The following is a 20089-nucleotide window of genomic DNA, read 5'->3' as shown; positions in this document are numbered from 1 at the left end:
ACCCGCGAAGTCACCAGGTCGAGGAGCGGTCGGATGATGCACATTCCCGGTCACACTGAGGTGGTCCCACCTCACCGGCGGTACGACGAGGTCGCCGAGGCCAGCGCGGCGCTCGTCATCAAGTCGTATTCGAGTTCATTCGGGCTCGCCTCGCGGCTCCTGCCCCCGCGGATCCGTCGCGACATCCAGAACATCTACGCACTCGTCCGGGTCGCCGACGAGATCGTCGACGCCCCGCGCCCCGAACAGGGACTCGTCGACCGCAGCAACGAGCTCGACCAGCTCGAAGAGCAGACCAGCGTCGCGCTGGTCACCGGCTCGAGCAGCAACCTCGTCGTGCACGCTTTTGCCCAGACCGCCCGCCGGGTCGGCATCGACCTCGATCTGGTGGGGCCGTTCTTCGATTCGATGCGCAGCGACCTGACCCAGGTCCAGCACGACTTCGACTCACTGGCCACCTACATCTACGGCTCGGCCGAGGTGATCGGTCTGATGTGCCTGCGCGCGTTTGTCGCCGACGAAGCCAAATCGGCGGCCCGGTACGACCACCTCGCACCGGGTGCCCAGCGGCTGGGCGCAGCGTTCCAGAAGATCAACTTCCTGCGCGACTTCGGCGAGGACAGCGACGGGCTGGGGCGACGCTATCTGGTCGGCCTCGATCCCGACGATCCGGCGGAGTCCGCCTGGGCGCTCTGGCTGGACGACATCGATCTCGACCTCAGCGCCGCCGCGGCCGCCATCCCGCACCTCCCGGTCGGAAGCCGGGTCGCGGTGTGCACCGCGCACGATCTGTTCGCCGAACTGACCGCTCGTCTGCGCGAGTCGTCGGCCGCGGAGGCCCGCCGCAGCCGCGTCCGCATCCCGAACCCCGGGAAGGCCCGGATCGCGGCGGCCGCCGTCGCCCGGCGCGGCATGCCGCGAACCGCTTCCCGCGCCGAGGCCGTCGACGTCCGCAGAAGGAAGATCAACGCATGAGCGACCCCAGACGTGTTGTCGTCATCGGTGGCGGTGTCGCCGGACTGGCCACCGCCGCCCTCCTCGCCCACGACGGGCATGACGTCGAACTCGTCGAGAAGAACGATGATCTCGGCGGTCGTGCCGGTTCCTGGGACCGCGACGGTTTCCGCTTCGACACCGGCCCGTCGTGGTGGTTGATGCCCGAGGTCTTCGACCACTTCTTCGAGATGCTCGGGACGTCGACCGCCGAACAACTCGATCTCGTCCGACTCGATCCCGGGTATCGGGTGTTCTTCGGCGACAGCGAGGACGCCGATGAGAAACCGATCGACGTCTTCGGCGACCGCGAGCGCAATCGCGCCCTCTTCGAGCAGATCGAACCGGGCGCCGGAGCTGCGCTCGACGACTATCTGCGCTCCGGTCGACAGGCCTATGACCTTGCGGTGGAACGCTTTCTGTACACCAGTTTCGACTCGCCGCGCGCTTTCCTGGGTCTACCGGTGTTGCGGCACGCGAAGACCCTTGTCACCCTGCTGACGACGTCGTTGCAGTCCTATGTGGCGGCCCGTTTCACCGACCGCAGACTCCGGCAGGTCCTCGGGTATCCGGCGGTGTTCCTGGGTTCATCGCCCGAGCGCACCCCCGCGATGTATCACCTGATGAGCTGGCTCGACCTCGCCGACGGGGTGCGATATCCCAACGGCGGCTTCACCACGTTCGTCGATGCGCTGGAACGGGTGGCCCGCGAGCGGGGTGTGCGGATCCACACGGGGACCGCAGCGACCACCGTCCTCACGCGGGAGCGTGCGGGCACGAGGCGGGTACCGTGGCGCCGTCGTGCCGAGGTGGCCGGGGTACGCGTCGAAGGGCCCGACGGTACCTCGCGAGACCTGCTGGCGGACATCGTGATCGGTGCCACCGATCTTCATCACCTCGAGACGCGTCTGCTGCCCCGGGAACTCCAGACGTTCCCTGAGCGCTACTGGGACCGCGCCACTTCCGGTCCCGGTGCGGTGCTCGCCCTCCTCGGAGTGCGCGGTGAGGTGCCCGAACTGGCGCACCACTCGCTGTTCTTCACCGAGGACTGGAAGACCAACTTCGACGCCATCTTCGAAAGCCCCACGCGGGTGCCGGACCCGGCCTCCCTCTACGTGTGCAAACCGTCGGCCACCGACGCCTCGGTGGCGCCGTCGGATTCGGAGAACCTCTTCATCCTGGTGCCGGTTCCGCCCGATCCGGGTCTCGGTCACGGCGGTGTGGACGGCAGCGGTGACCCCGACATCGAGAAGGTGACCGACCGCGCCATCGCGATGATCGGACAGTGGGCGGGTGTACCCGACCTCGCCGATCGCGTGGTCGTCCGGCGCACCATCGGCCCCGCCGACTTCATCGACTCGGTCAACTCCTGGTGCGGCGGAGCCCTCGGCCCGGCGCACACCCTGCGTCAGAGCGCGTTTCTGCGCTCGACGAACAGGTCACGCAAGGTCGACGGCCTGTACTACGCGGGATCGAGCACACGGCCGGGTATCGGCTTGCCGATGTGCCTGATCAGCGCCGAACTCATCCGGAAGAAGCTGCGGGGTGACCGGTCGGTGGGCCCGATGCCGGTCGCGAACCGCTGACCTGCGCGTAAGGAATCGCCGGTCGAGGTTTGGAATCCGTGTCACCCGGGTACGGGCGCGTGACAGTGCTCACAGCGAGAGGTGCGGGTGACATGCAGGGAACCAGTTGGAGCTCACGATGGCGCGCCCCTCGGTGGATGCGGACCCGCCGGGACCTCACCCCCGAGGAGCGCCGGAATCTGCAGGCCTCCCGCGTGCCGGTGGCGGTCGTGACCGCGTCCCTGGGTGGCCACGCGTACACCTATCGCGATCGGGTCTGATCAACAATCTGTCGGCGGCCCTGGTGTAGGGCTGCATCGTGTCGACGATGGCGCGCGTCTCTTGCGCACCTCCCACCCGTGGCAGTGCCGCGGACGGCGCCTTCGATGACGTGGGTACACCGGCGCGGCATGCGGTCGCACGAAAGGCGAGAGGTGCGTCTTGCCGGCGAACAGGTAGTGGCAGAGGCGTCGTTGTTTCCGGCATGGCTCGCGTCGAGTGAAGCAAATTACGTTGCTGCACAGCTTGATTCGGAGACATGGGTGGCCAAACAGCTGCCGGAGCGACGAAACGCACGGCTGACCCCCGTGCAGGGTCAACCATCGTTGATGGCCGCCACTCTCAAATTGTCTGCAGCAGTGGAACTTTCGCAAGTGTCAAGTGCTGGCCATGGGCGGCCGCCTTGTGCTGGGGGCCTGGCCTGCAGGCGTCCACTCCGCCATGGGTCGGCCTGTCACTGATGGACGGATGACCGAAGTCGTTAGGAAGCCAAACTCATTTTCTTGCAACGAGGGTCGGGATGAAATGCGTCGTGTCGGTCCGAGGCGCCGCGCAAACGGTTGAGCCCCTAGGGCATTGACCAGCACCGATTGCCTGGTTATAGTCCACAATGATTTACCTATATTGGCCACGTCGAGGAGGACGCCATGTCGAGCGCTACGAGCAGGACATCTTCGTCGACCGGCCACCGCCACCGCCAGCGTTCGATCATCGCCGCTCTCGTGTTGGCTCTGTTGTTCGTGAGCGCGCCGAGCGCCTTTGCCGACAACCCTCCCGCCGCAGAGTCGGAGTCCCGGCAGCCACTGCTGTTCCTTCCGTCGTTCGGCAGCAACGTGGTGTCGGTCCTCGATACACGGACGGACCGCGTGATCAAGCACATCGGTATGCAGGCCAAGGGAGCGAGCGTGGCCTATGCCAGTCCAGACCAGAAGACGGTCTACGTCGTCGCCGGCGCCGACCACTTCGTCAGCGAGATCGACACGGCGTCGTTGAGCGTCCGGAGGGTCATCCCCTTCCGGGGCACCATCGGTGACCGCGGATCGGCACTTCCCGCCGACGGCGACCTCTTCTGGCTGACCACCCTGCCCGAAGGAAACATCCAGGCGATCGACACCAGCAAAGGCAAGGTCACGCGGGTCCTCAAGGGCGGCGGCATGATGTTCGCCAACAGCCGCGACGGCCGCTGGATCTATGTGGTGACGAACAACCGCACCTTCGAGGTGCGCGACGCGACGAACTTCCGGGTCGTCTCGAGTACCCCCGTCCCGCACAGCATCGGCCTCGCCGCGATGGTCTCGCCGGACGGTCGGCGCGTCTACCTCATCGGCGGCTCCGACATCCCGCTGCCGATCTCGACCGTGACCCACGGCTTCGTCGACGTGATCGACGTCGCCGACCCGCGTGCGCCACGAGTGGCCGAGAGCATCAAGACGGGCTCGTACACGTTCAATGCCGAGTTCACCCCCGACGGTCGTCAGCTCTGGGTGCTGAACGCCGGTGAGGGCACCATCGACGTCATCGATGTCGCCACCAACCGGATCGTGCACCGGATCGCGACCGGGCGCCAGATCACGTCGGTCAGCTTCTACAAGAACAAGGCGTACCTGATCCAGGACCCGAGTCCCATCCCGCCGACCTACGCGTCGGCCGTCGCGATCACGATCGCCGGCCCCTTCGGCGGGGCGTTCCTGACACCCGAGTCGGGCCTGACGACCACCCGCCCGGTCATCGACGCTCCGGCCGAGATCGCCGTCTACGACCGCTTCACCTATGGGCGGACCGCCGCGCCGACGGTGCCGCTGCCGTCCATGGTGTTCACGCCGGCGCTGGCGAGCCGGTAGCCGGCCGGCGGCGGACCCGCCTGGACCGCTGCGCATCCTGCCAACCGGCCTCCGGAAGCGTCGGCAGCGCACTCGGCCGGCGACCGAGTAGGCAAACCGTCGCCGGAAGGCGACGATCCGCCGACAAGTCAGATCGAACCCGCGACCGGTCATCACCTCGAGGTGCGGGTCGGCATGGGAGTCGAGCCGGCCCGGCTCAGATGGCTCCGTTCTGCCGGACCGCGGCCATCGCGTCGTCGAGGTAGCGGGCGAACGGTTCACCACGGTCCGACGCGAGATACGCCAGTCGCGCCGCCTGCACACATGCGAATGCCGCGCCGACGACCGATGCGGGTCGAGGGTCGGTGGGTTCGAGGTACTCGCCTCCGAGCCGATGTCGGACACGTTCGGTCAGCAACTCCTGCACGCGCTGCATCTTCTCCAGGTATCGCGCAGTCAATTGTGGAGTGGTGCGAACGATTGCTTCCATCGCGTCGTTGCGCGCCCGTTGGTGGTCATCCTCGACGTAGTCCAGCGTCATGTCGAAGACTCGACGCAGGGACTCCCACACCGGCTCGTCGACTGGACGGGCATCGAACGCTTCAGCCATCCGCTCGGCGAACAGGTCGTACTTCCCGATGACGAGATCGTCCTTCGACGCGAAGTATCGGAAGAACGTGCGCTTCGACATCCCCGCCGCAGCCGCGATCTGCTCAACCGTCGTGTCCTCGAACCCCTGGGCAAGAAACAGATCCTGAGCGACTGCGGTCAATTCGGTCTGCGCGATCTTGCGGGTGCGCTCACGGATCGGCGTCGGCCTGATCTCTTCCATGGCGACATTCTATCCCCAAGGCGCGGCCTTGACACCCGGTGTCAATATCGGCGTATGGTGTCTTCAGGCGCCAGAGGGGCGACCTCGCCAGGAAGGAATGTCATGAGCAGAGTGTGGTTTGTCACGGGCGCATCGAAGGGTTTCGGTCGGGAGTTCGTCATTGCGGCCCTGGAGAACGGCGACAAGGTCGCGGCCACCGCGCGCAACACCGACACCCTTGCCGACCTCGTCGACAAGTACGGCGACGCGATTCTTCCGATTCAGCTCGACGTGACCGATCGCCGCCAGGTGTTCGACGCGGTCACCTTGGCGCACAAGTCTTTCGGAACCCTCGATGTCGTGGTCAACAATGCCGGCTATGGGTTGTTCGGCACCGTGGAAGAGATCACCGAGCAGCAACTCCGCGACCAGCTCGACACCAACCTGTTCGGCGTCTTCCACGTCACCCAGGCAGTACTTCCGATTCTGCGTAAGCAGGGCTCGGGCCACATCATCCAGATCTCCACAATCGGCGGCGTCGCCGCCTTCCCGACCCTCGGCGGCTACCACGCATCGAAGTGGGCGCTGGAAGGACTGACCGAATCCCTCGCGCAGGAGGTGGCCGGATTCGGAGTCAAGGTCACCCTCATCGAGCCCGGGGGCTTCGACACCGATTGGAATGGCGCCTCGGCCACCGTCGCCGAACCACTGCGCGAATACGCGGCCATCCACGATGCCATGGCCCAACGGGCAGGCGGTGCGAGCCCCAAGCCCGTCGGCTTCGGCTCAGCCATCCTCAAGATCGTCGAAGCAGAGAAGGCGCCACTGCGCGTGTTCTTCGGCGAGCAGCCCACCCAGATCGCCCCGCACATCTACCAGCAACGGCTAAATGAATGGGCCGAATGGGCCCCGGTATCCCGCGAAGCCGAAGGGAAGTGAACTTCGGAATCGCCCAGGACACATGGGAATCCGGGAATCTCGCTACCTGATCATCGGATCACCGTGAACCGATGTGCCCGGAATAGCGCGGATCAGCACACCAGCCGCGACCCGTCAGCGTTGTGCCCCGCGGAACACGAGGGCGAGCTTTCGTCGGAGCATCTCTTCGGGCGGCAGCGACAGTGACGCCGCGAGCGCGTCGCGCAGCGTCCCGCCCACACCCCGAAGGGTCTGCGGATCGTGGTCGTCGGAGCGCCACCCGGCTGCGCCGTGGGCATACGAGATCTCCAGCAGGATGTCGGCCAGTGCGATGACGTCGATCGGATCGAGGCCACTGCGGGCGACGGTGGTACGGAGGCGTTCGACGAAGGCCCAGAGATGCGGCTGCAGTTCTTCGAGCGCCTCGGACACCCGGTATCGCCCGGCCAGTTCGTCTTCGAGACCGGGGTGCGCGCGCAGCAGGCGCCACAGCTCGACCACCAGCGCGGTCGCGTCGTCCTCCCAGCTCCCGGTGATCTCGGGCCACGGCGCATTCGCGAAGATGCTGTCCACCGCCAGGACGACCATCTCCTCACGTCCGGCGACGTGGTTGTAGAGCGTGGAGTGATTCACTCCGAGGGCTTCCGCGACGCCCACCATGCTCAGCTGGTCGATGCCCACCCGGACGGCGGCCTCCACGACCTGCTCGCGGGTGATCTGCGGCGGCCTCCCCACGCGGCGTCGTGGCTTGCCGTCCCTGGTCTGTTCGCTCGTCATCCGTCCTCGATCGTTGAATCCGAAGAGGCGCTCGTGACCTCGGCCACTGCTGCTGTGAACCCCGTGTAACAGTTTCCGTCAGCCTGTTGTAAATGTCCACAGCGCCGTGGACTCTCTTTAACAACACGTTGTCAGTAACTGTCGCGAGGAGCGTCATGACTCAGAGACCCGACGAGGCGATCGCCGTCACCGGAAGCCTGGACGAGACGATCGTCGTCCGAGACCTGACGAAGACCTACGGCGCGGGCGCGAAGGCCGTCACAGCTCTGGCCGGCGTCGACGTCGAACTGGCACCGGGATCGTTCACGGCGTTGGTGGGCCCGAGCGGCTGCGGCAAGTCGACCCTCCTACGCATCCTCGCCGACCTCGAGATCGGCTCGAGTGGCTCGGTCACCATCGGCGACCGATCGCCACGGGATATCCGGACCAGCGGTGAACTCGGCATCGCCTTCCAGGAGCCCGCTCTGCTGCCCTGGCGCTCCGTCCGTCGGAACATCGCGTTCCCCGCGCGCGTGTCGCGTCGTCGGATCACTCCCGAGCGCATCGACGAACTCGTCGGTCTGGTGGGCCTGGACGGATTCGCCGACAAGCGGCCCTCCCAGCTCTCGGGCGGGATGCGGCAACGCGTCGCGATCGCACGCGCCTTGTCGACCGATCCGCGGCTGCTGCTGCTCGACGAGCCGTTCGGCGCACTCGACGAGTTCACCCGGCAGCGCCTGAATCTCGAGCTCCAGCGCATCTGGATGCACGAGCGCACCACGACGGTGATGGTCACGCACTCCATCACGGAGGCGGTGTTCCTCGCCGATCGGGTGGTGGTGATGTCACCGCACCCTGGCCGCGTCGTCGAGGTCGTCGACGTGCCGTTCGACCGTCCACGTGCGCCCGAACTCCTGCTCGACCCCGCCTTCACCGAGATCGCAAACCACGTGCAGCGCCTCATCTTCGAGATGCAGGGCGAGCAGTTGCGGAGGACCGCGTGACCACCGCCGCCGCGCCGCCACTGACCGTCGCCGCACCCGCCGTCGCCCCCGTGCGGTTCGGGCGAGTGGGCCCGCCCCTGCTGGCCACGGCGGCGCTGCTCGTGCTCTGGCAGATCGCGGCGTGGGCCGGTCTGGAGAGCGCGCAGATCCTGCCGGGTCCGATCGCGATCGCACGGGGATTCGTCGACGCAATCCCCGCGATCACGGCGAACCTGCCGCTCACCGCCGGGGCCGCGCTCTCGGGGTTCGTGGTTGCCGCCGCACTCGCCATCGCCGTCGCCTGCCTTGCTGCGACCTGGGCGCCTGCGCTCACCCAGGTGGTTCGCTCGGCGATCGTGCTCGAGAGCCTTCCGGCACTCGCGCTCACCCCCATCGTGGTGATCGTCGCTCCCGGCCACGCCGCGGGCGCGATCCTGGCGGGTCTCGCGGTGTTCTTCATCGTCCTCATGGGCACGGTAACAGGTCTCGGCAGTGCTTCACCTCTCATGCTCGAGGTGCATCGGGCGGCGGGTGGCCGCCCGGCAGGCGCCGTGTGGAGCGTCCGTCTGCCGGCGGCCCTGCCCTCGATCTTCTCCAGCCTCATGATCGCCGTGCCGGTCGCCGTCGTCGGCACGATCATGTCCGAGTACCTCGTCGTCGGGGAGGGTCTCGGCGGCGTGATGATCGCCGCGTACGAGGCCATGGACGCCCCCCGCGTATGGGCGGTCGCGCTCGTCAGCGCCGCGTTCACCGGAGTGCTCTTCCGTGCGATCGGGCTGGTGCGCGACCTGGTCGTGCCGTGGGCGCAGTCCCGTTCCACCGAGTACCGCGCGGCCGCGGCGCCGACCACCGGACCGGCCAGGCGCATCGCCTCCGTCGTGCTGACCGGCGCCACCTCGGTGCTGGTCGTGCTGGGCCTCTGGGTGCTCGCGCTCCGCGGCTTCGGACTGAACTCGTTCTTCGCGAAGTCGCCCGCCGATGTCTGGGGATACCTCGTCGCCTCGCCGGACGCCGGCGCCCATCTCGACGAGATCCTCGGCTACCTCGCGCCGACACTCGTCAAGGCGTTCGCAGGTCTCGTCGGTGGCACCGTCGTCGCGGTCCTGGCCACCTGGGTGATCTTGAGCGTGCCTCTGCTCGAACGCGCCACGATGCCGCTCGTCGTCGGCTTCCGGGCGGTACCGCTGCTCGTTCTCACGCCCGCCATCGGCCTGATGGTCGGCTCGGGCGCGGCAACCGCGATCGTGCTCGCGGCCGTCCTGTCGTTCTTCACCACCCTCATCGCCCTGGTGCAGGCGGCCCGCTCCACCCCGACGGACGTCCTGCTGCTGGCGCGCAGCGCGAACGCGGGCGCCTTCGACACCCAGTGGTTGGTGACGGCGCCGTTCGCCTTGCCCGCCCTCTTCGGCGCCCTTCGCATCACGGCTCCCGGCTCCCTCGTGGCAGCCATGAGCGCGGAGTGGTTGATCACCGGCGACGGCATCGGCTTCCTGATGATCCAGGGCGGCATGGAATCGCGCTTCACCACGATGTGGTCCGCCTTCGTCGTCCTCGCCCTCGTCTCCCTCCTGATCTTCGCCGCGGTCACTCTCGCCGAGCGTCTCGTGCTGCGCCGCCTCTCCTGATCCGAACGAAACACCTTCCCTCCCAAAGGACATGTCATGAATCTGACCCGTGCCCTACTCGCTCCGGTCGCGCTGGCGACCGCTGCCGTCATCCTCAGCTCGTGCGGGAGCACCGACGGCGGCACCACCGCCGACGGGACCGCGGTCTCGACGCTCGCCGTGCAGAACCGGTGGGTCAACAACGTGCAGTTCGCCGGCGGCTTCGTCGCCCAGGCCTCGGGGTACTACACCGACCAGGGCCTCACCGTGACGACCACTCCGGGCGGCCCCGGTGTCAACGTCGAACCCCTGGTCGTGCAGGGCACCGCGGATGTCGGGCTGAGCAATCCGACGAACACCGCCAACGCTGTCGCCGAGGGTGCTCCGCTGACCATCATCGGTGCCGGATATCAGACCAGTCCGTCCGCGGTGATCTCGCTGGCCGACGACCCGATCGAAGAACCGGCGGACCTCGTCGGGCGGTCGGTGGGGGTGACCGCGGCTTCGACGGCGGACTTCGTCGCGTGGCTCGAGTCGACAGGCGTCGACGAATCGGAGGTGACCATCGTCCCGATCCAGGGTGATGCCGCTCCGCTGATCAGCGGGCAGGTCGATGCCATCTCCGGCCTCGCGACCAATCAGCCCGCCGCGCTGGAGCTCGCGGGGAAGGACCCGGTTCTCCTCCTGCTCAGCGACTTCGGACGCGAAACCATGGACCTCACCTACACGGTCGCCACGGCCGATCTCGAGGACCCGGATAAGCGGTCGGCGCTGGTGCGCTTCCTCGCCGCGGAGATCCGCGGCTGGCAGAGCGTGATCGCCGACACCCAGGCAGCCGTCGACACCGTGGTCGGCGGGCCGGGGGCCGACCTCGATCTCGATCCCGAGCAGCAGTTGCAGCAAGCGACCCTGACCAATCCCTACATCCAGCCCTCAGATGACGTGCGGGTGCGGTCCATGTCGGACGCACTCATCGAGGAGACGATCGCGGCGCTGGCCATGGACGGGGTCTCCGCCGACGCGGAGATGTTCGACGCCTCGCTCGTCGAGGAAGCGTACGCACTGATCGAGGAGAGCGAGTGACCACTGTGGCCGACGTCGAGGTCGTCGTCGTCGGGGGCGGCCCGACGGGCCTCGCGCTGACTCTCGACCTCGGACGTCGAAGCATCCGGACCGTCGTCGTCGACCGTGGTCTCGCGCCGCTGCCCGGTGTGCGCGCCGGCGGACTGAGTGCGCGGATGATGGAGCACCTCCGCCGTCTCGGTGTCGCGCCGATTCTCAAGGATGTCGCTCCGCTGCAACCGGGTTGGCCAAAGTCGAACATTCTGACCACCCGCCTGGCCGGGCATCTCGTGGGCGAGTTCACTCCCAGCGAGACGACTCTGGACTTCCTCTCCTTCGCGGCGGAGATGCCGCAGAATGCGCCGTCATGGCTTGTCGAGTCGGCCATTCGTGGTCTGCTCGTCGAGGAGCCGACCGTCGAGACACTGTTCGGCTGGCAGTTCCGTGATGATCTCGTCGATCTCGGGGACCGCGTGGAGATCGGCCTCGAGGGGCCGAACGGTGCGGTGCGGCGGATTTCGGCGGCGTATGTGGTCGCTGCGGACGGGGCGAACAGCCGCGTCCGCCGCACGGCAGGCATCGAGATCGAGGGGAGCGCCAGATTCGACACGCGGTGGACTGTCGAATTCCGCTCCGTCCTGCTCCGTCACATCATGGGCAAGGGGCGCCACAACGGCTACAACTTCACCAACGCCGACGTCAGCGGCGGGGTGTTGCAGCAGGATGCGACGTCGCGCTGGACCATGCACTTCCATGCGATCGCGCCAGGCGTCGACCGGGATCCGCGCACGCTCATCCGCCTCGCCGTGGGCGCCGACGTACCCGTGGAATGGACCAGCGAGTTGAAACAGTGGCACGCGAATGCGTTCTCCGCGGCGACCCTCGTCAAAGGCCGCGTCCTGCTGGTCGGTGATGCGGCCCACGCGATGCCGCCCGGCGGTTACGGTCTGCACCTGGGCAATTCCGACGCAGCGGACCTCGCGTGGCGACTCGATGCGGTGTTGCGCGGCTGGGGAGGTCGCGCCGTCCTCGACGCTCTCGACGCCGAGCGGCTCCCGCTCGGTCGCGCCTACGTCGGCATGGTCGACACATCGGGGCACGCACCGTCTGCGCCCGCCGACGCCGAACTCGAGACCCCGGAGGGCGCCGCGGTGCGCATCGCCTGGGAAGCCGCGGTTCGCGAGGGTGTCGTGCGACAGATGGAGCGGCTGGCCACGTCGCTGTTCGACACCGTCGGGCCGTCGCCGCTCATCCTCCGGGATGACACCGACCCGCTGGACTGGTCTCGGCGGGAGGAGGTCGTGCCCGGCCGTCGCCTGCCGCACAGCTGGCTCGCGGACGGCCGGTCTCTGTTCGACGTGCTCGGACCGGGCTTCACCATCGTCTACGTCGACGACGCAGCCGGGGACGCGGCGACCCTGCTGACCGCGGCGCGCGACCGGGGCATCCCGACCACCGCCGTGCGCGTGGACCGGCTCGACCCGATCACCAGAATCGCGCTCGTCCGTCCCGATCATGTCGTCGCGTGGCGGTCGTCCGACGCCTGCTGGGACCCGCAGCACGTGGTCGCCGCCGTCGTGGGGGCCGCGGTACCGGTTGATCCGGCGAGTGCAACGCTGCGCTGAAGTTTGAGTAGGACCTCGACAGGGTGGCGTCTCGCCGCGGAGCAGGTGGTAGCGGTGGTGCTCCTGGTCCCTGCACATTCGCGTCAGACTTCACGAACTACATTGCTGCACGGTCAGAGTCGACCACACCTACACATGTGGATCGTCCCGTCCTGCCTTGCGAGGATGGTCCAATGATGCGTTGGTCGTCATCTCTGGCATGCATGTCCCGCCCCGAACACGCTGACTCACGTGGACACTGTGAGTCAGGACCCGGGTCAGTCGAGGTGACAAGGAGCAGCGCCGATGAGTTCACAGCTGGAATCAGGCAGTTGGTCCGAGGGGTTCCGCGTGCGGGCTGTGCAACGGTCCGAGGGTGCCGATCCGCCTTGGGCAGTCGGGAGTCGGCTCGACCCAGCGATCGTTCGGAGTCTGCAGAAGTTCCAGGTGGGCGAGAGCGGCGATGGGGCTCATCTGATCGCCAACGCCGCCGCTGCCGGCGACCGCGACTACGAGACCGCCGTGCGGCTCTTCGTCGCCGAGGAACAAAACCACGCGCGAATGCTGGCGCTGCTGCTACACGCGGGTGGGGCACAGACCAAACGCTGGCACTGGTCCGACAGCGTCTTCGTCCACCTTCGGCGACTGCTGGGGTTGCGGCTGGAGTTGATGATCCTGACCGTCGCCGAGGTCGTCGCGTTGCGCTACTACCGTGCGCTGGCCGAAGGCGGGGGCGACCGGCTTCTGGTCGAGGTGTCCGAACGCATCCTCGCCGACGAAGGTCATCACGTCCCGTTCCAGATCCGGCGTCTGCGGCTCGGCTTCCGTGACACCCCCGCGGCGGCTCGGATCGCGATCAAGCAGACCTGGCGGGCCATCGCGGCGGTGGTGATCGTTGTCGTTGCGCTCGACCACGGTCGCGCCCTACGCGTGTGCGGGGTCTCGCGCCGAGAGTTTGCCACCGCCACCATGCGGATCTTCGACGACACCGCGACATCGGTGTTCTCTCGGGACGAGAGCCTCAGATCGTGAACTCCGATGCTGAGTGATGCGTCGCCGGGGCCGGCTCGGCGTGACACCGTGATCAACACATCAACGGCGCGACCAAGCCGCCCGTCGCCGATCGGCCTTCTCCGCCGGCTCTTTCCGCGAGTCGTTGGTCTCGCAGTGTGCGGGCTTGTGGTCGCCGCAGCAGCGTCGATGGGCGCCGCCGGCACTGCGTGTGCGTGCAGTTGTGTTGGCTACACAACCGAGGAAGCTGCTTCACGGGCTGACGGTGTCTTCGTCGCGCGAGCCACCGACAAGGTGTCGGCCGGATCGCATGACATCTACGAGTTCGAAGTACTCGAGGTCTTCAAAGGGAACGTCGGAACCGTCACCACCGTCGAAACACCTTCGCAGGGGCCGTCCTGCGGCATCAGCTACACCGCGGGCGTTGAGTACCTACTATTCGTGTCCGTAGGCGGTGGGGCCGGCCACTCATGGAAAAGCAGCTTGTGCCACGGACCGTCCACCCCCTCGGCGGTTGATGTACGGTCGGCACTCGAGCGAAAGTACGGGCCACCGCATCCTCCGCACAGCGCCGGACCGGCCAGCGAGATCAGTTGGTGGACCAGGACCACGGCTGTCGTGCCGTTTCCGCTGATGGCCATCGCGGGCGTCGTCCTCACCGTGGTTCTATGGCGGACCGTGGTGATCGCGCGACGCCGTCGAACGGGACACCAGGCCGGCAATGGCCGCGCGAGATAGCTGCGAGAAACCGCACCGGCTCTCAAATCGTTGCCATCAGTTGTCATCGCCGATGTCCACCAGACGATCTCATGTCCGACCGTCGCCCGACACGACGACTACGGTCGAAGACATGCCACATGTCATCGTCACCGCCGAGTCGATTCAGCCCGGCCGCGGCCCACATCCAGCGACAAGCCCCTACGACCGCCGCATCAGCGAAGCACTCAACGTCACGGCTTTCGAGATCTATCAGGTCGAGCTGCCGGCCGATGCCGAGACGGTTCCGCATGACCACCTCGACGACCACACCGACGACGTCTACGCAATCCTCGCCGGCACCGGATGGATTGTGATCGACGGAACCGCGGAACCTGTTGCGCCAGGCCAATACATCTCGGTCGACATGCACCACCGCCGGCATCTACGCGCCGGACCCCACGGACTCACCTTCATCGCCGTGTGCGCAGAAGCAAAGCCAGAGCTCGCCGGTGGTGGCGACTGAACCGGCGGCGCCGGGCGATCACGTTCCCGAAATGGCTGTCCGGCACCTTCGGTCAATGACGCTCGGGCGCGGGTCCGATCAGGTCGGCGACGATCTTCGCCGACATGACCACGAGCGGCAGACCGCCACCGGGATGCGACGATCCGCCGACGAGGTAGAGACCCGGCACCGGTGAGGTGTTCGACGGCCGCAGGAACGCCGAGCGGGGTCCGTTCGACGACGAACCGTAGATCGAGCCGCCCGGTGTCCTGGTCCGGCGCTCGAGGTCGGCGGGCGAGACGATCAGACGGTGTCGCACATGGCCGGCCACGTCGAGTCCGCGGTCGGCCATCACCTCGAGGATCTGGTCGGCGTAGGAGTCGGCCAAACCCTGTGTGCCCCAGTCGACGCCGTGGTCGGGATCGTGTCGGGGTGCGTTCACCAGCACGAACCACGCACCGGTTCGCGGGCCGGGGACGATCGCGGGATCGGCTGGCGCCGAGATGTACACGGTAGGTCGCGCGACGGGGCGTGGTGGGCCGCGGAAGCCGAAGACCGCGTCGAATTCCTCGTCGTAGTCCTCGGCGAACAGCACCTGGTGGTGTGGCTGAGGGGGAGGGTCGTCGAGGGCGAGCAGCAGTACGAACCCGGACAGTGACGGCGTGGTCCGTCGCAACAGCGCGGCAGGCCGGCGGGCGGCCCGACGCGGCACGAGGCGGTCGTAGACCTGCCGCGCATCGGCGTTCGCGACGACCAGATCGGCGGAGCGTCGGCTTCCGTCGGTCAGCACCACACCATCGGCTCGGCCGTTGAGGCCCACCGAGATCCGGTCGACCTCGACGCCCAGTTCGACCCGCCCGCCGAGTTCGGTGAGCCGGTCGCGCATGGCGCTCGCGATGCGGCCCAATCCGCCTCGGACGTACCACGATCCGTACGCCTGCTCGGACCAGGGCACGGAGGCCAGTGCCGCTGGTGCGCGACGCGGGTCGGAGCCGGTGTAGGTCGCGTAGCGGTCCAACAGCATACGCAGGCGCGGGTCGTCGAGGTAACGCTCGCCGAGACCGCGCAACGTTTGCCACGGCGCGACGGCGCGCACGTCCGACGGGGTGGCGATTCCGCCGATCATCGTGCGAATGCTCATCGGCGATTCGAGGAAGGGTTCATGTGTGACGTCCCAGACACGTTCAGCGCGTTGGAGAAACGACGACCACTCGGTGCCCCGTCCGGGTCCGAGCGCGGCGTCGAGGGCGGCCGGGATGTCGTCGAGGTGTCCCGGCATGTCCAGGCAGGTGCCGTCGGGGAATCGGTAGCGGGCGGCGACCGGGAGTCTTTCGAGGGTCAGGTGGTCATGGATCGACGAGCCCGTCGCCGCGAAGAGTTCTTCGAACACGTGCGGCATGGTGACGAGCGAGGGGCCGGTGTCGAAGACGAAACCGTCGTGCTCGATGACCCCGAGCTTGCCGCCCACATCGTCGAACTGTTCGAGGACGGTGACGTCGTGACCGGTCGCGGCGAGACGCATGGCGACGGAGAGCCCGCCGACGCCCGCACCGATCACGAGAACCCGGGTCATCGACGGACCTCGATGGGGCGTCCCTTCCATTCCAGGACTCCGCGTTGTCGGGCCAGCGTCGAATCGACTGCCAGACCGGTGAACACGAGTATCGACAGCGGGTGACCGAAGGCGTCGGGCCACGCACGGCCGCCGGTGCGCTGCGCCGACACCGCCCGGGACGCCACGCCGGCCGCGTACCCGACCAACCCCACCCGTGAGCCGAACAATGCTGCGGCCGCAGGCAACACGTACATCAGGCAGAGCAAACCCGTGACACCCAGTGTCCCGCCCGGTGACCCGAACGCGGACCACAGCGATTTGCGATAGCCCGCGCGGACCTCTCGCCAACCGTGGTACATCCGGCAGGTGGCGACGTCGCTTCCCTCCGCGACCACGCCGCGGCCACCGGCCGCCTTGATTGCCCGCAGCAGTGCGATGTCCTCGAGGACGACGTCGTGCACTGCCGCGTGACCGCCGGCGCGCCGATACGTCGCGGCATCGACCACCAGGAACTGTCCGTTTGCGGCCGAGAGGGATTCGCGCGGCGACCGCTCGGCGAGCCCGAGTGGCAGGGTGCTCAGCCACGACCATTGCAGGAGTGGTTGCACCAGTCGCTCGCCCGCCCCGACGGCGACCTGTCGTGGATACGGGCTCACCAGGTCGAGCCCGGCGTCGCGGAGAAGGGCCGACGACGAGGTGAAGGCATGGGGCTCGACAACGACGTCCGCATCGAGGAACACGTGGATCCCGTCGGTAAACGCCTCGTCCGCGAGTTGGGCGCAGGCCCAGTTCTTCCCGAGCCAGCCGGGAGGTGGCGCAGTGCCGCGGTGGACGTGAATCCGGTCGTCCAGTGCGGCGAGGCGGACGAGCACGGCATCGGTCCCGTCCACCGATCCGTCGTCGAGCACGAGAATCCGGATCGGTCCGGGCCATCGGTCCGCCGCCTCGACGACGGCCAGCAGGCACCGTTCGGCGGATTCCACCTCGTCGCGCATCGGGATGAGCACCGAGAGCGGTTCCGGCGCAGGGATATCAGTCGGGACGGGTCGGCGTACTCGGCGCGCGTTGTCGAGGGTCAGGGCCAACGACACCAGCGACAGCGCGGTGCCCGCCGCGACCAGCGGCCGCACCAGGTCAGACGCCCGCACGGCGCCCCCTGATCTCGACGACCAGCAGCGGGATCGCGATGACACCCATGAGGAGTCCGCCGGTGAGGGCGACCGTCGGGCGCCCGAAGAAGACCGCGTGGGCCATCACCGACGAGAAGTAGGTCCACAGGTACGCCGTGACGGGCACGGCATCCATTCCGGCGCGGTCGGTCTCGCCATTTTCGTCGCGACGGATCAGGAGATCCAGCGTCGCGACGATGAGGAACGAGACCAGCAGCCAGCCGGCGAAGTTCGTCAACGGGATGTCGGCGACCCCGGGTAGGGAGGGTGTCGGGTACCGCCACACCCAGTTTCCCTGATCGACCATCTGCGGGTCGAGGAACACGTCCCAGGCCGTGAGTGCGTATGCACCCACCACGGCGGTGGCCGGCCGTGCCCATCGCCGGGCCACACCCGACGCCCGGACCAGACGTCGGGTCACGACCAGCGCGGGCCACGACATCATGATCCAGGCCAGCGGGACCAGGACCGGCACGCCAAGGACCTTCAGTCCCAGGCCGTCGGTGTACTCGTAGGTGCCGAACGGGAATCCGGTGCTCACACCGACGGATTCGGCGATCAGCCCGCCGCCGCCTGCCACCACAGCGAGGGCGACCGCGGCGGCGGCGCCCCGGGTCGCGGCGACATGGACGAGTGACGCCGACGCCAGCAGCAGCACGCTTGCGACGGTCAGCGGAAGGGTTCCGCCACCGGTCAGCGGAAACGCGATCTGGACGCCGATCGTCGCGGCCAGCAAGATCCATGCCAGGGTGACCAGACCCCGATTCCAGGACACGACGCCGACCACCCGCCGCGATCGGGACGGTGGGGTTCGGTGAGAAGCGCTGCCGTGCAGCAGACTCACGCCGACCTCCCCTCATATGTGCCGACCACCTCGGTGACGGCGAGACGGGCGAACAGTTCCTCGGCGTACCAGCGTGACGGTGCGGTCCGCCGGACCGCCGACAGATGTGCGGGGGAGCGATAGGCGAAGTCGGTCAGGTCCTGTGCGGAGTCCCAGATCGAGAAGGTGCCCTGCACCCCGACCGGGAGCTCGCCGACGCCGAGCGCCAGCCGATTGCCCTGTGCCCCGGCGAGTTCGGCTGCCACCGGCGGGACGGCGCGCCAGAACGATGCCATCTTGGTCGGCCTCAGCCGCGCCCGCGTCAACGCGGCGACGGGGCCTGTCCACCCCTGCCCGGGTGCACGGTGGGCGTCGGACGACTGTGCCGTCTCGAAGGGATCGACGCGCGACCATCGTCCTTTCGACCGGATCGGTCGCATCGTGACCCGGAGCTCCTCGGTGCTGGAATCCTGCCAGCGGTCGAAGATCGGGGAATCTCGTGCCGCCGAAGCGGCTTCGTCGTCGTGCCAGACCGTGAGGGCGGCCCAGTGCTTCAGGTCGGCGCTCTCCAGGGTGAATGTGCGGGCGGTGCCGGTGCCGAGGAGCTTGACGAAACGCAGACCGGGGGCGCGGCGAAACGTCCGGCGACTCGACGACATCCGTCCGAGCGCGGGTAGGACCCGATCGACACCCCAGACGCGGAGTTCGACCGTCGGTCCGGAAGGAGCGGTCATGCGCGCCGCCACACGCAGCGTTCGATCAGGGAGGTCAGGGCCCGTCGGCTCTGCGAATCCATCGGGGCATCTTCGACGATGCCGAGCGCGTCCTCCGCGAGATCGACGATGCGCTGTTCCACGTGTTCGACGGCGCCGGTGGAGTGCAGGACCTCGCGCATCCGTGCGGCGCCTTCCGCATCGAGATCCGGGTTGCCGAGGCAATCGGCCATCACGCGGCGCTCCATCCGGCCCGCCGATGCCTCGGCCACCGCGATGAGCATCGTGCGCTTGCCCTCCCGTAGATCGTCGATGGAGGGCTTACCGGTGATCTTCTCATCGCCGAAGACACCCAGGATGTCGTCGCGGAGCTGGAAGGCCTCGCCTGCGGTGAGGCCGATTCGATCGTAGGCGTCGAGGAGCGCCGCGGGAGCGCCGGCGAGCGTGCCGCCGAGTCGCAACGGTTGGCCGATCGTGTAGCGCGCGCTCTTGTAGCGCAGGATGCGCGCCGTGCGGTCTGCGTCGGTGGTGTCCTCGGTCTGACTCAGCATGTCCAGGTACTGGCCGGCGTACGCTTCGTCGCGCATCGCCGACCACGTGTCTCGAACGGCCCGGCGGACGTTGGCGGTCGCGTCGTCGGCCGCAGCGGCGGCGAGGTCGTCGGACCAGGACAGGCACATGTCACCGACGAGGATCGCGACGGCGGTGCCGTGTCGCTCGGCGTCCCCCCGACGCCGCGCGCGGCGATGATCGTCGGCGAAGTGCCGGTGCACCGTGGGCAGGCCACGACGGACGTCGCTGTCGTCCATCACGTCGTCGTGCACCAGAGCGGCGAGATGGAACAACTCGATCGCGGCCGCCATCTCGACGATGCCCGGAACGGTCCGACCCTCGGCCGCGCCGCGCGCCCCCCACAGGCAGAACGACGCGCGCAGGCGCTTGCCACCGCCGATCCGGGCCGACACGACGTCGATCGCGGGTGTCAGTTCCGTACCGACCTGCCGCAGGGTCGATGCGTGGCTGCGGAAGTGAGCGGCCAGCACTTCCTCGACGAGCTCGAGATCGGTCGTCGAGGAGTCGATGGTGTGCAGGTCGCAGGCCGGGGAGACCGACTGTGCAGGCGGTGCTGACGAGTCGGTCATCTCGGCGGTCGGTGTCATGACGGGGCCCTTCGGAGTCCGGGGGTGAGGCTCGGTTACCCCGTCTTCGGAGCAGTAACCGT

The 20089-nt window shown here is 67.9% G+C and carries 18 protein-coding genes; 11 read left to right on the top strand and 7 right to left on the bottom strand.

Translation table 11 applies throughout. The annotated features are described in order from the left end of the window. The first annotated feature begins 33 nt into the window (after positions 1 to 33). The 4 genes from AC3B6C_RS05655 (at position 34) to AC3B6C_RS05640 (ending at position 4678) form a co-directional block, all read left to right on the top strand. On the top strand, positions 34 to 975 hold the full coding sequence (locus AC3B6C_RS05655) for a phytoene/squalene synthase family protein (protein ID WP_014928501.1): 942 nt from the start codon (positions 34 to 36) through the stop codon (positions 973 to 975). Next, a complete protein-coding gene (gene crtI / locus AC3B6C_RS05650) occupies positions 972 to 2579 on the top strand; it encodes a phytoene desaturase family protein (protein WP_488375318.1) in 1608 nt (535 codons plus the stop codon). The genes AC3B6C_RS05655 and crtI overlap by 4 nt, the downstream gene beginning before the upstream one ends. Before the next feature lie 92 nt (positions 2580 to 2671). Continuing rightward, positions 2672 to 2839 carry a hypothetical protein gene (locus AC3B6C_RS05645; protein WP_488376424.1) on the top strand — a complete coding sequence of 56 codons (168 nt, stop codon included), beginning with the start codon at positions 2672 to 2674 and terminating at the stop codon, positions 2837 to 2839. Between the two features lie 645 nt (positions 2840 to 3484). Continuing rightward, positions 3485 to 4678: a beta-propeller fold lactonase family protein gene (locus tag AC3B6C_RS05640; protein WP_488375317.1), complete on the top strand. Its 1194-nt coding sequence runs from the start codon at positions 3485 to 3487 to the stop codon at positions 4676 to 4678. A 196-nt stretch (positions 4679 to 4874) separates the two neighbouring features. Here AC3B6C_RS05640 and AC3B6C_RS05635 read toward each other — a convergent pair whose 3' ends face one another. Further along, positions 4875 to 5489 (bottom strand): TetR family transcriptional regulator, encoded by a 615-nt coding sequence (locus AC3B6C_RS05635; RefSeq protein ID WP_488375316.1) that lies wholly within the window; start codon positions 5487 to 5489, stop codon positions 4875 to 4877. Between the two features lie 102 nt (positions 5490 to 5591). Here AC3B6C_RS05635 and AC3B6C_RS05630 point away from each other — a divergent pair, with 102 nt between their 5' ends. Beyond that, a complete protein-coding gene (locus tag AC3B6C_RS05630) occupies positions 5592 to 6407 on the top strand; it encodes an SDR family oxidoreductase (RefSeq protein WP_488375315.1) in 816 nt (271 codons plus the stop codon). A 114-nt stretch (positions 6408 to 6521) separates the two neighbouring features. On the opposite strand, the gene AC3B6C_RS05625 is transcribed toward AC3B6C_RS05630, so the two are convergent. Beyond that, the gene (locus AC3B6C_RS05625; RefSeq protein WP_488375314.1) at positions 6522 to 7163 is read right to left on the bottom strand and encodes a TetR/AcrR family transcriptional regulator; all 642 of its coding nucleotides are present in this window, start codon (positions 7161 to 7163) and stop codon (positions 6522 to 6524) included. 155 nt (positions 7164 to 7318) lie between these two features. Here AC3B6C_RS05625 and AC3B6C_RS05620 point away from each other — a divergent pair, with 155 nt between their 5' ends. From AC3B6C_RS05620 to AC3B6C_RS05595, 6 genes are all read left to right on the top strand, one after another. Beyond that, the gene (locus AC3B6C_RS05620; protein WP_488375313.1) at positions 7319 to 8146 is read left to right on the top strand and encodes an ABC transporter ATP-binding protein; all 828 of its coding nucleotides are present in this window, start codon (positions 7319 to 7321) and stop codon (positions 8144 to 8146) included. Next, positions 8143 to 9750 carry an ABC transporter permease gene (locus AC3B6C_RS05615; protein ID WP_488375312.1) on the top strand — a complete coding sequence of 536 codons (1608 nt, stop codon included), beginning with the start codon at positions 8143 to 8145 and terminating at the stop codon, positions 9748 to 9750. The genes AC3B6C_RS05620 and AC3B6C_RS05615 overlap by 4 nt, the downstream gene beginning before the upstream one ends. A gap of 36 nt (positions 9751 to 9786) precedes the next feature. Beyond that, positions 9787 to 10812: an ABC transporter substrate-binding protein gene (locus AC3B6C_RS05610; protein ID WP_488375310.1), complete on the top strand. Its 1026-nt coding sequence runs from the start codon at positions 9787 to 9789 to the stop codon at positions 10810 to 10812. Beyond that, positions 10809 to 12416, top strand: coding sequence for an FAD-dependent monooxygenase (locus tag AC3B6C_RS05605; RefSeq protein WP_488375309.1), 1608 nt, complete (start codon positions 10809 to 10811; stop codon positions 12414 to 12416). The genes AC3B6C_RS05610 and AC3B6C_RS05605 overlap by 4 nt, the downstream gene beginning before the upstream one ends. A gap of 285 nt (positions 12417 to 12701) precedes the next feature. After that, the gene (locus AC3B6C_RS05600) at positions 12702 to 13427 is read left to right on the top strand and encodes a ferritin-like domain-containing protein (protein ID WP_488375308.1); all 726 of its coding nucleotides are present in this window, start codon (positions 12702 to 12704) and stop codon (positions 13425 to 13427) included. Between the two features lie 829 nt (positions 13428 to 14256). After that, positions 14257 to 14628: a cupin domain-containing protein gene (locus AC3B6C_RS05595; protein ID WP_488375306.1), complete on the top strand. Its 372-nt coding sequence runs from the start codon at positions 14257 to 14259 to the stop codon at positions 14626 to 14628. A gap of 52 nt (positions 14629 to 14680) precedes the next feature. Here AC3B6C_RS05595 and AC3B6C_RS05590 read toward each other — a convergent pair whose 3' ends face one another. From AC3B6C_RS05590 to AC3B6C_RS05570, 5 genes are read right to left on the bottom strand one after another with little or no spacing between them, the layout of a single operon-like run. Continuing rightward, positions 14681 to 16180 (bottom strand): phytoene desaturase family protein, encoded by a 1500-nt coding sequence (locus AC3B6C_RS05590; protein ID WP_488375305.1) that lies wholly within the window; start codon positions 16178 to 16180, stop codon positions 14681 to 14683. After that, positions 16177 to 17310, bottom strand: coding sequence for a glycosyltransferase family 2 protein (locus AC3B6C_RS05585; RefSeq protein WP_488375304.1), 1134 nt, complete (start codon positions 17308 to 17310; stop codon positions 16177 to 16179). Before AC3B6C_RS05585 ends, AC3B6C_RS05590 begins: the two co-directional genes overlap by 4 nt. Beyond that, positions 17297 to 18175: a carotenoid biosynthesis protein gene (locus AC3B6C_RS05580; protein ID WP_488375303.1), complete on the bottom strand. Its 879-nt coding sequence runs from the start codon at positions 18173 to 18175 to the stop codon at positions 17297 to 17299. Before AC3B6C_RS05580 ends, AC3B6C_RS05585 begins: the two co-directional genes overlap by 14 nt. Further along, positions 18172 to 18888: a monooxygenase gene (locus AC3B6C_RS05575; RefSeq protein WP_488375301.1), complete on the bottom strand. Its 717-nt coding sequence runs from the start codon at positions 18886 to 18888 to the stop codon at positions 18172 to 18174. The genes AC3B6C_RS05580 and AC3B6C_RS05575 overlap by 4 nt, the downstream gene beginning before the upstream one ends. After that, positions 18885 to 20027, bottom strand: a complete 1143-nt coding sequence (locus AC3B6C_RS05570) for a polyprenyl synthetase family protein (protein ID WP_488375300.1) — start codon at positions 20025 to 20027, stop codon at positions 18885 to 18887. The genes AC3B6C_RS05575 and AC3B6C_RS05570 overlap by 4 nt, the downstream gene beginning before the upstream one ends. Positions 20028 to 20089: the final 62 nt, after the last annotated feature.

The sequence above is a fragment of the Gordonia sp. 11cp genome (assembly GCF_057767225.1).
The sequence above is the reverse complement of the archived record's forward strand: the minus strand, read 5'-3'. Positions and strand labels throughout refer to the sequence as shown.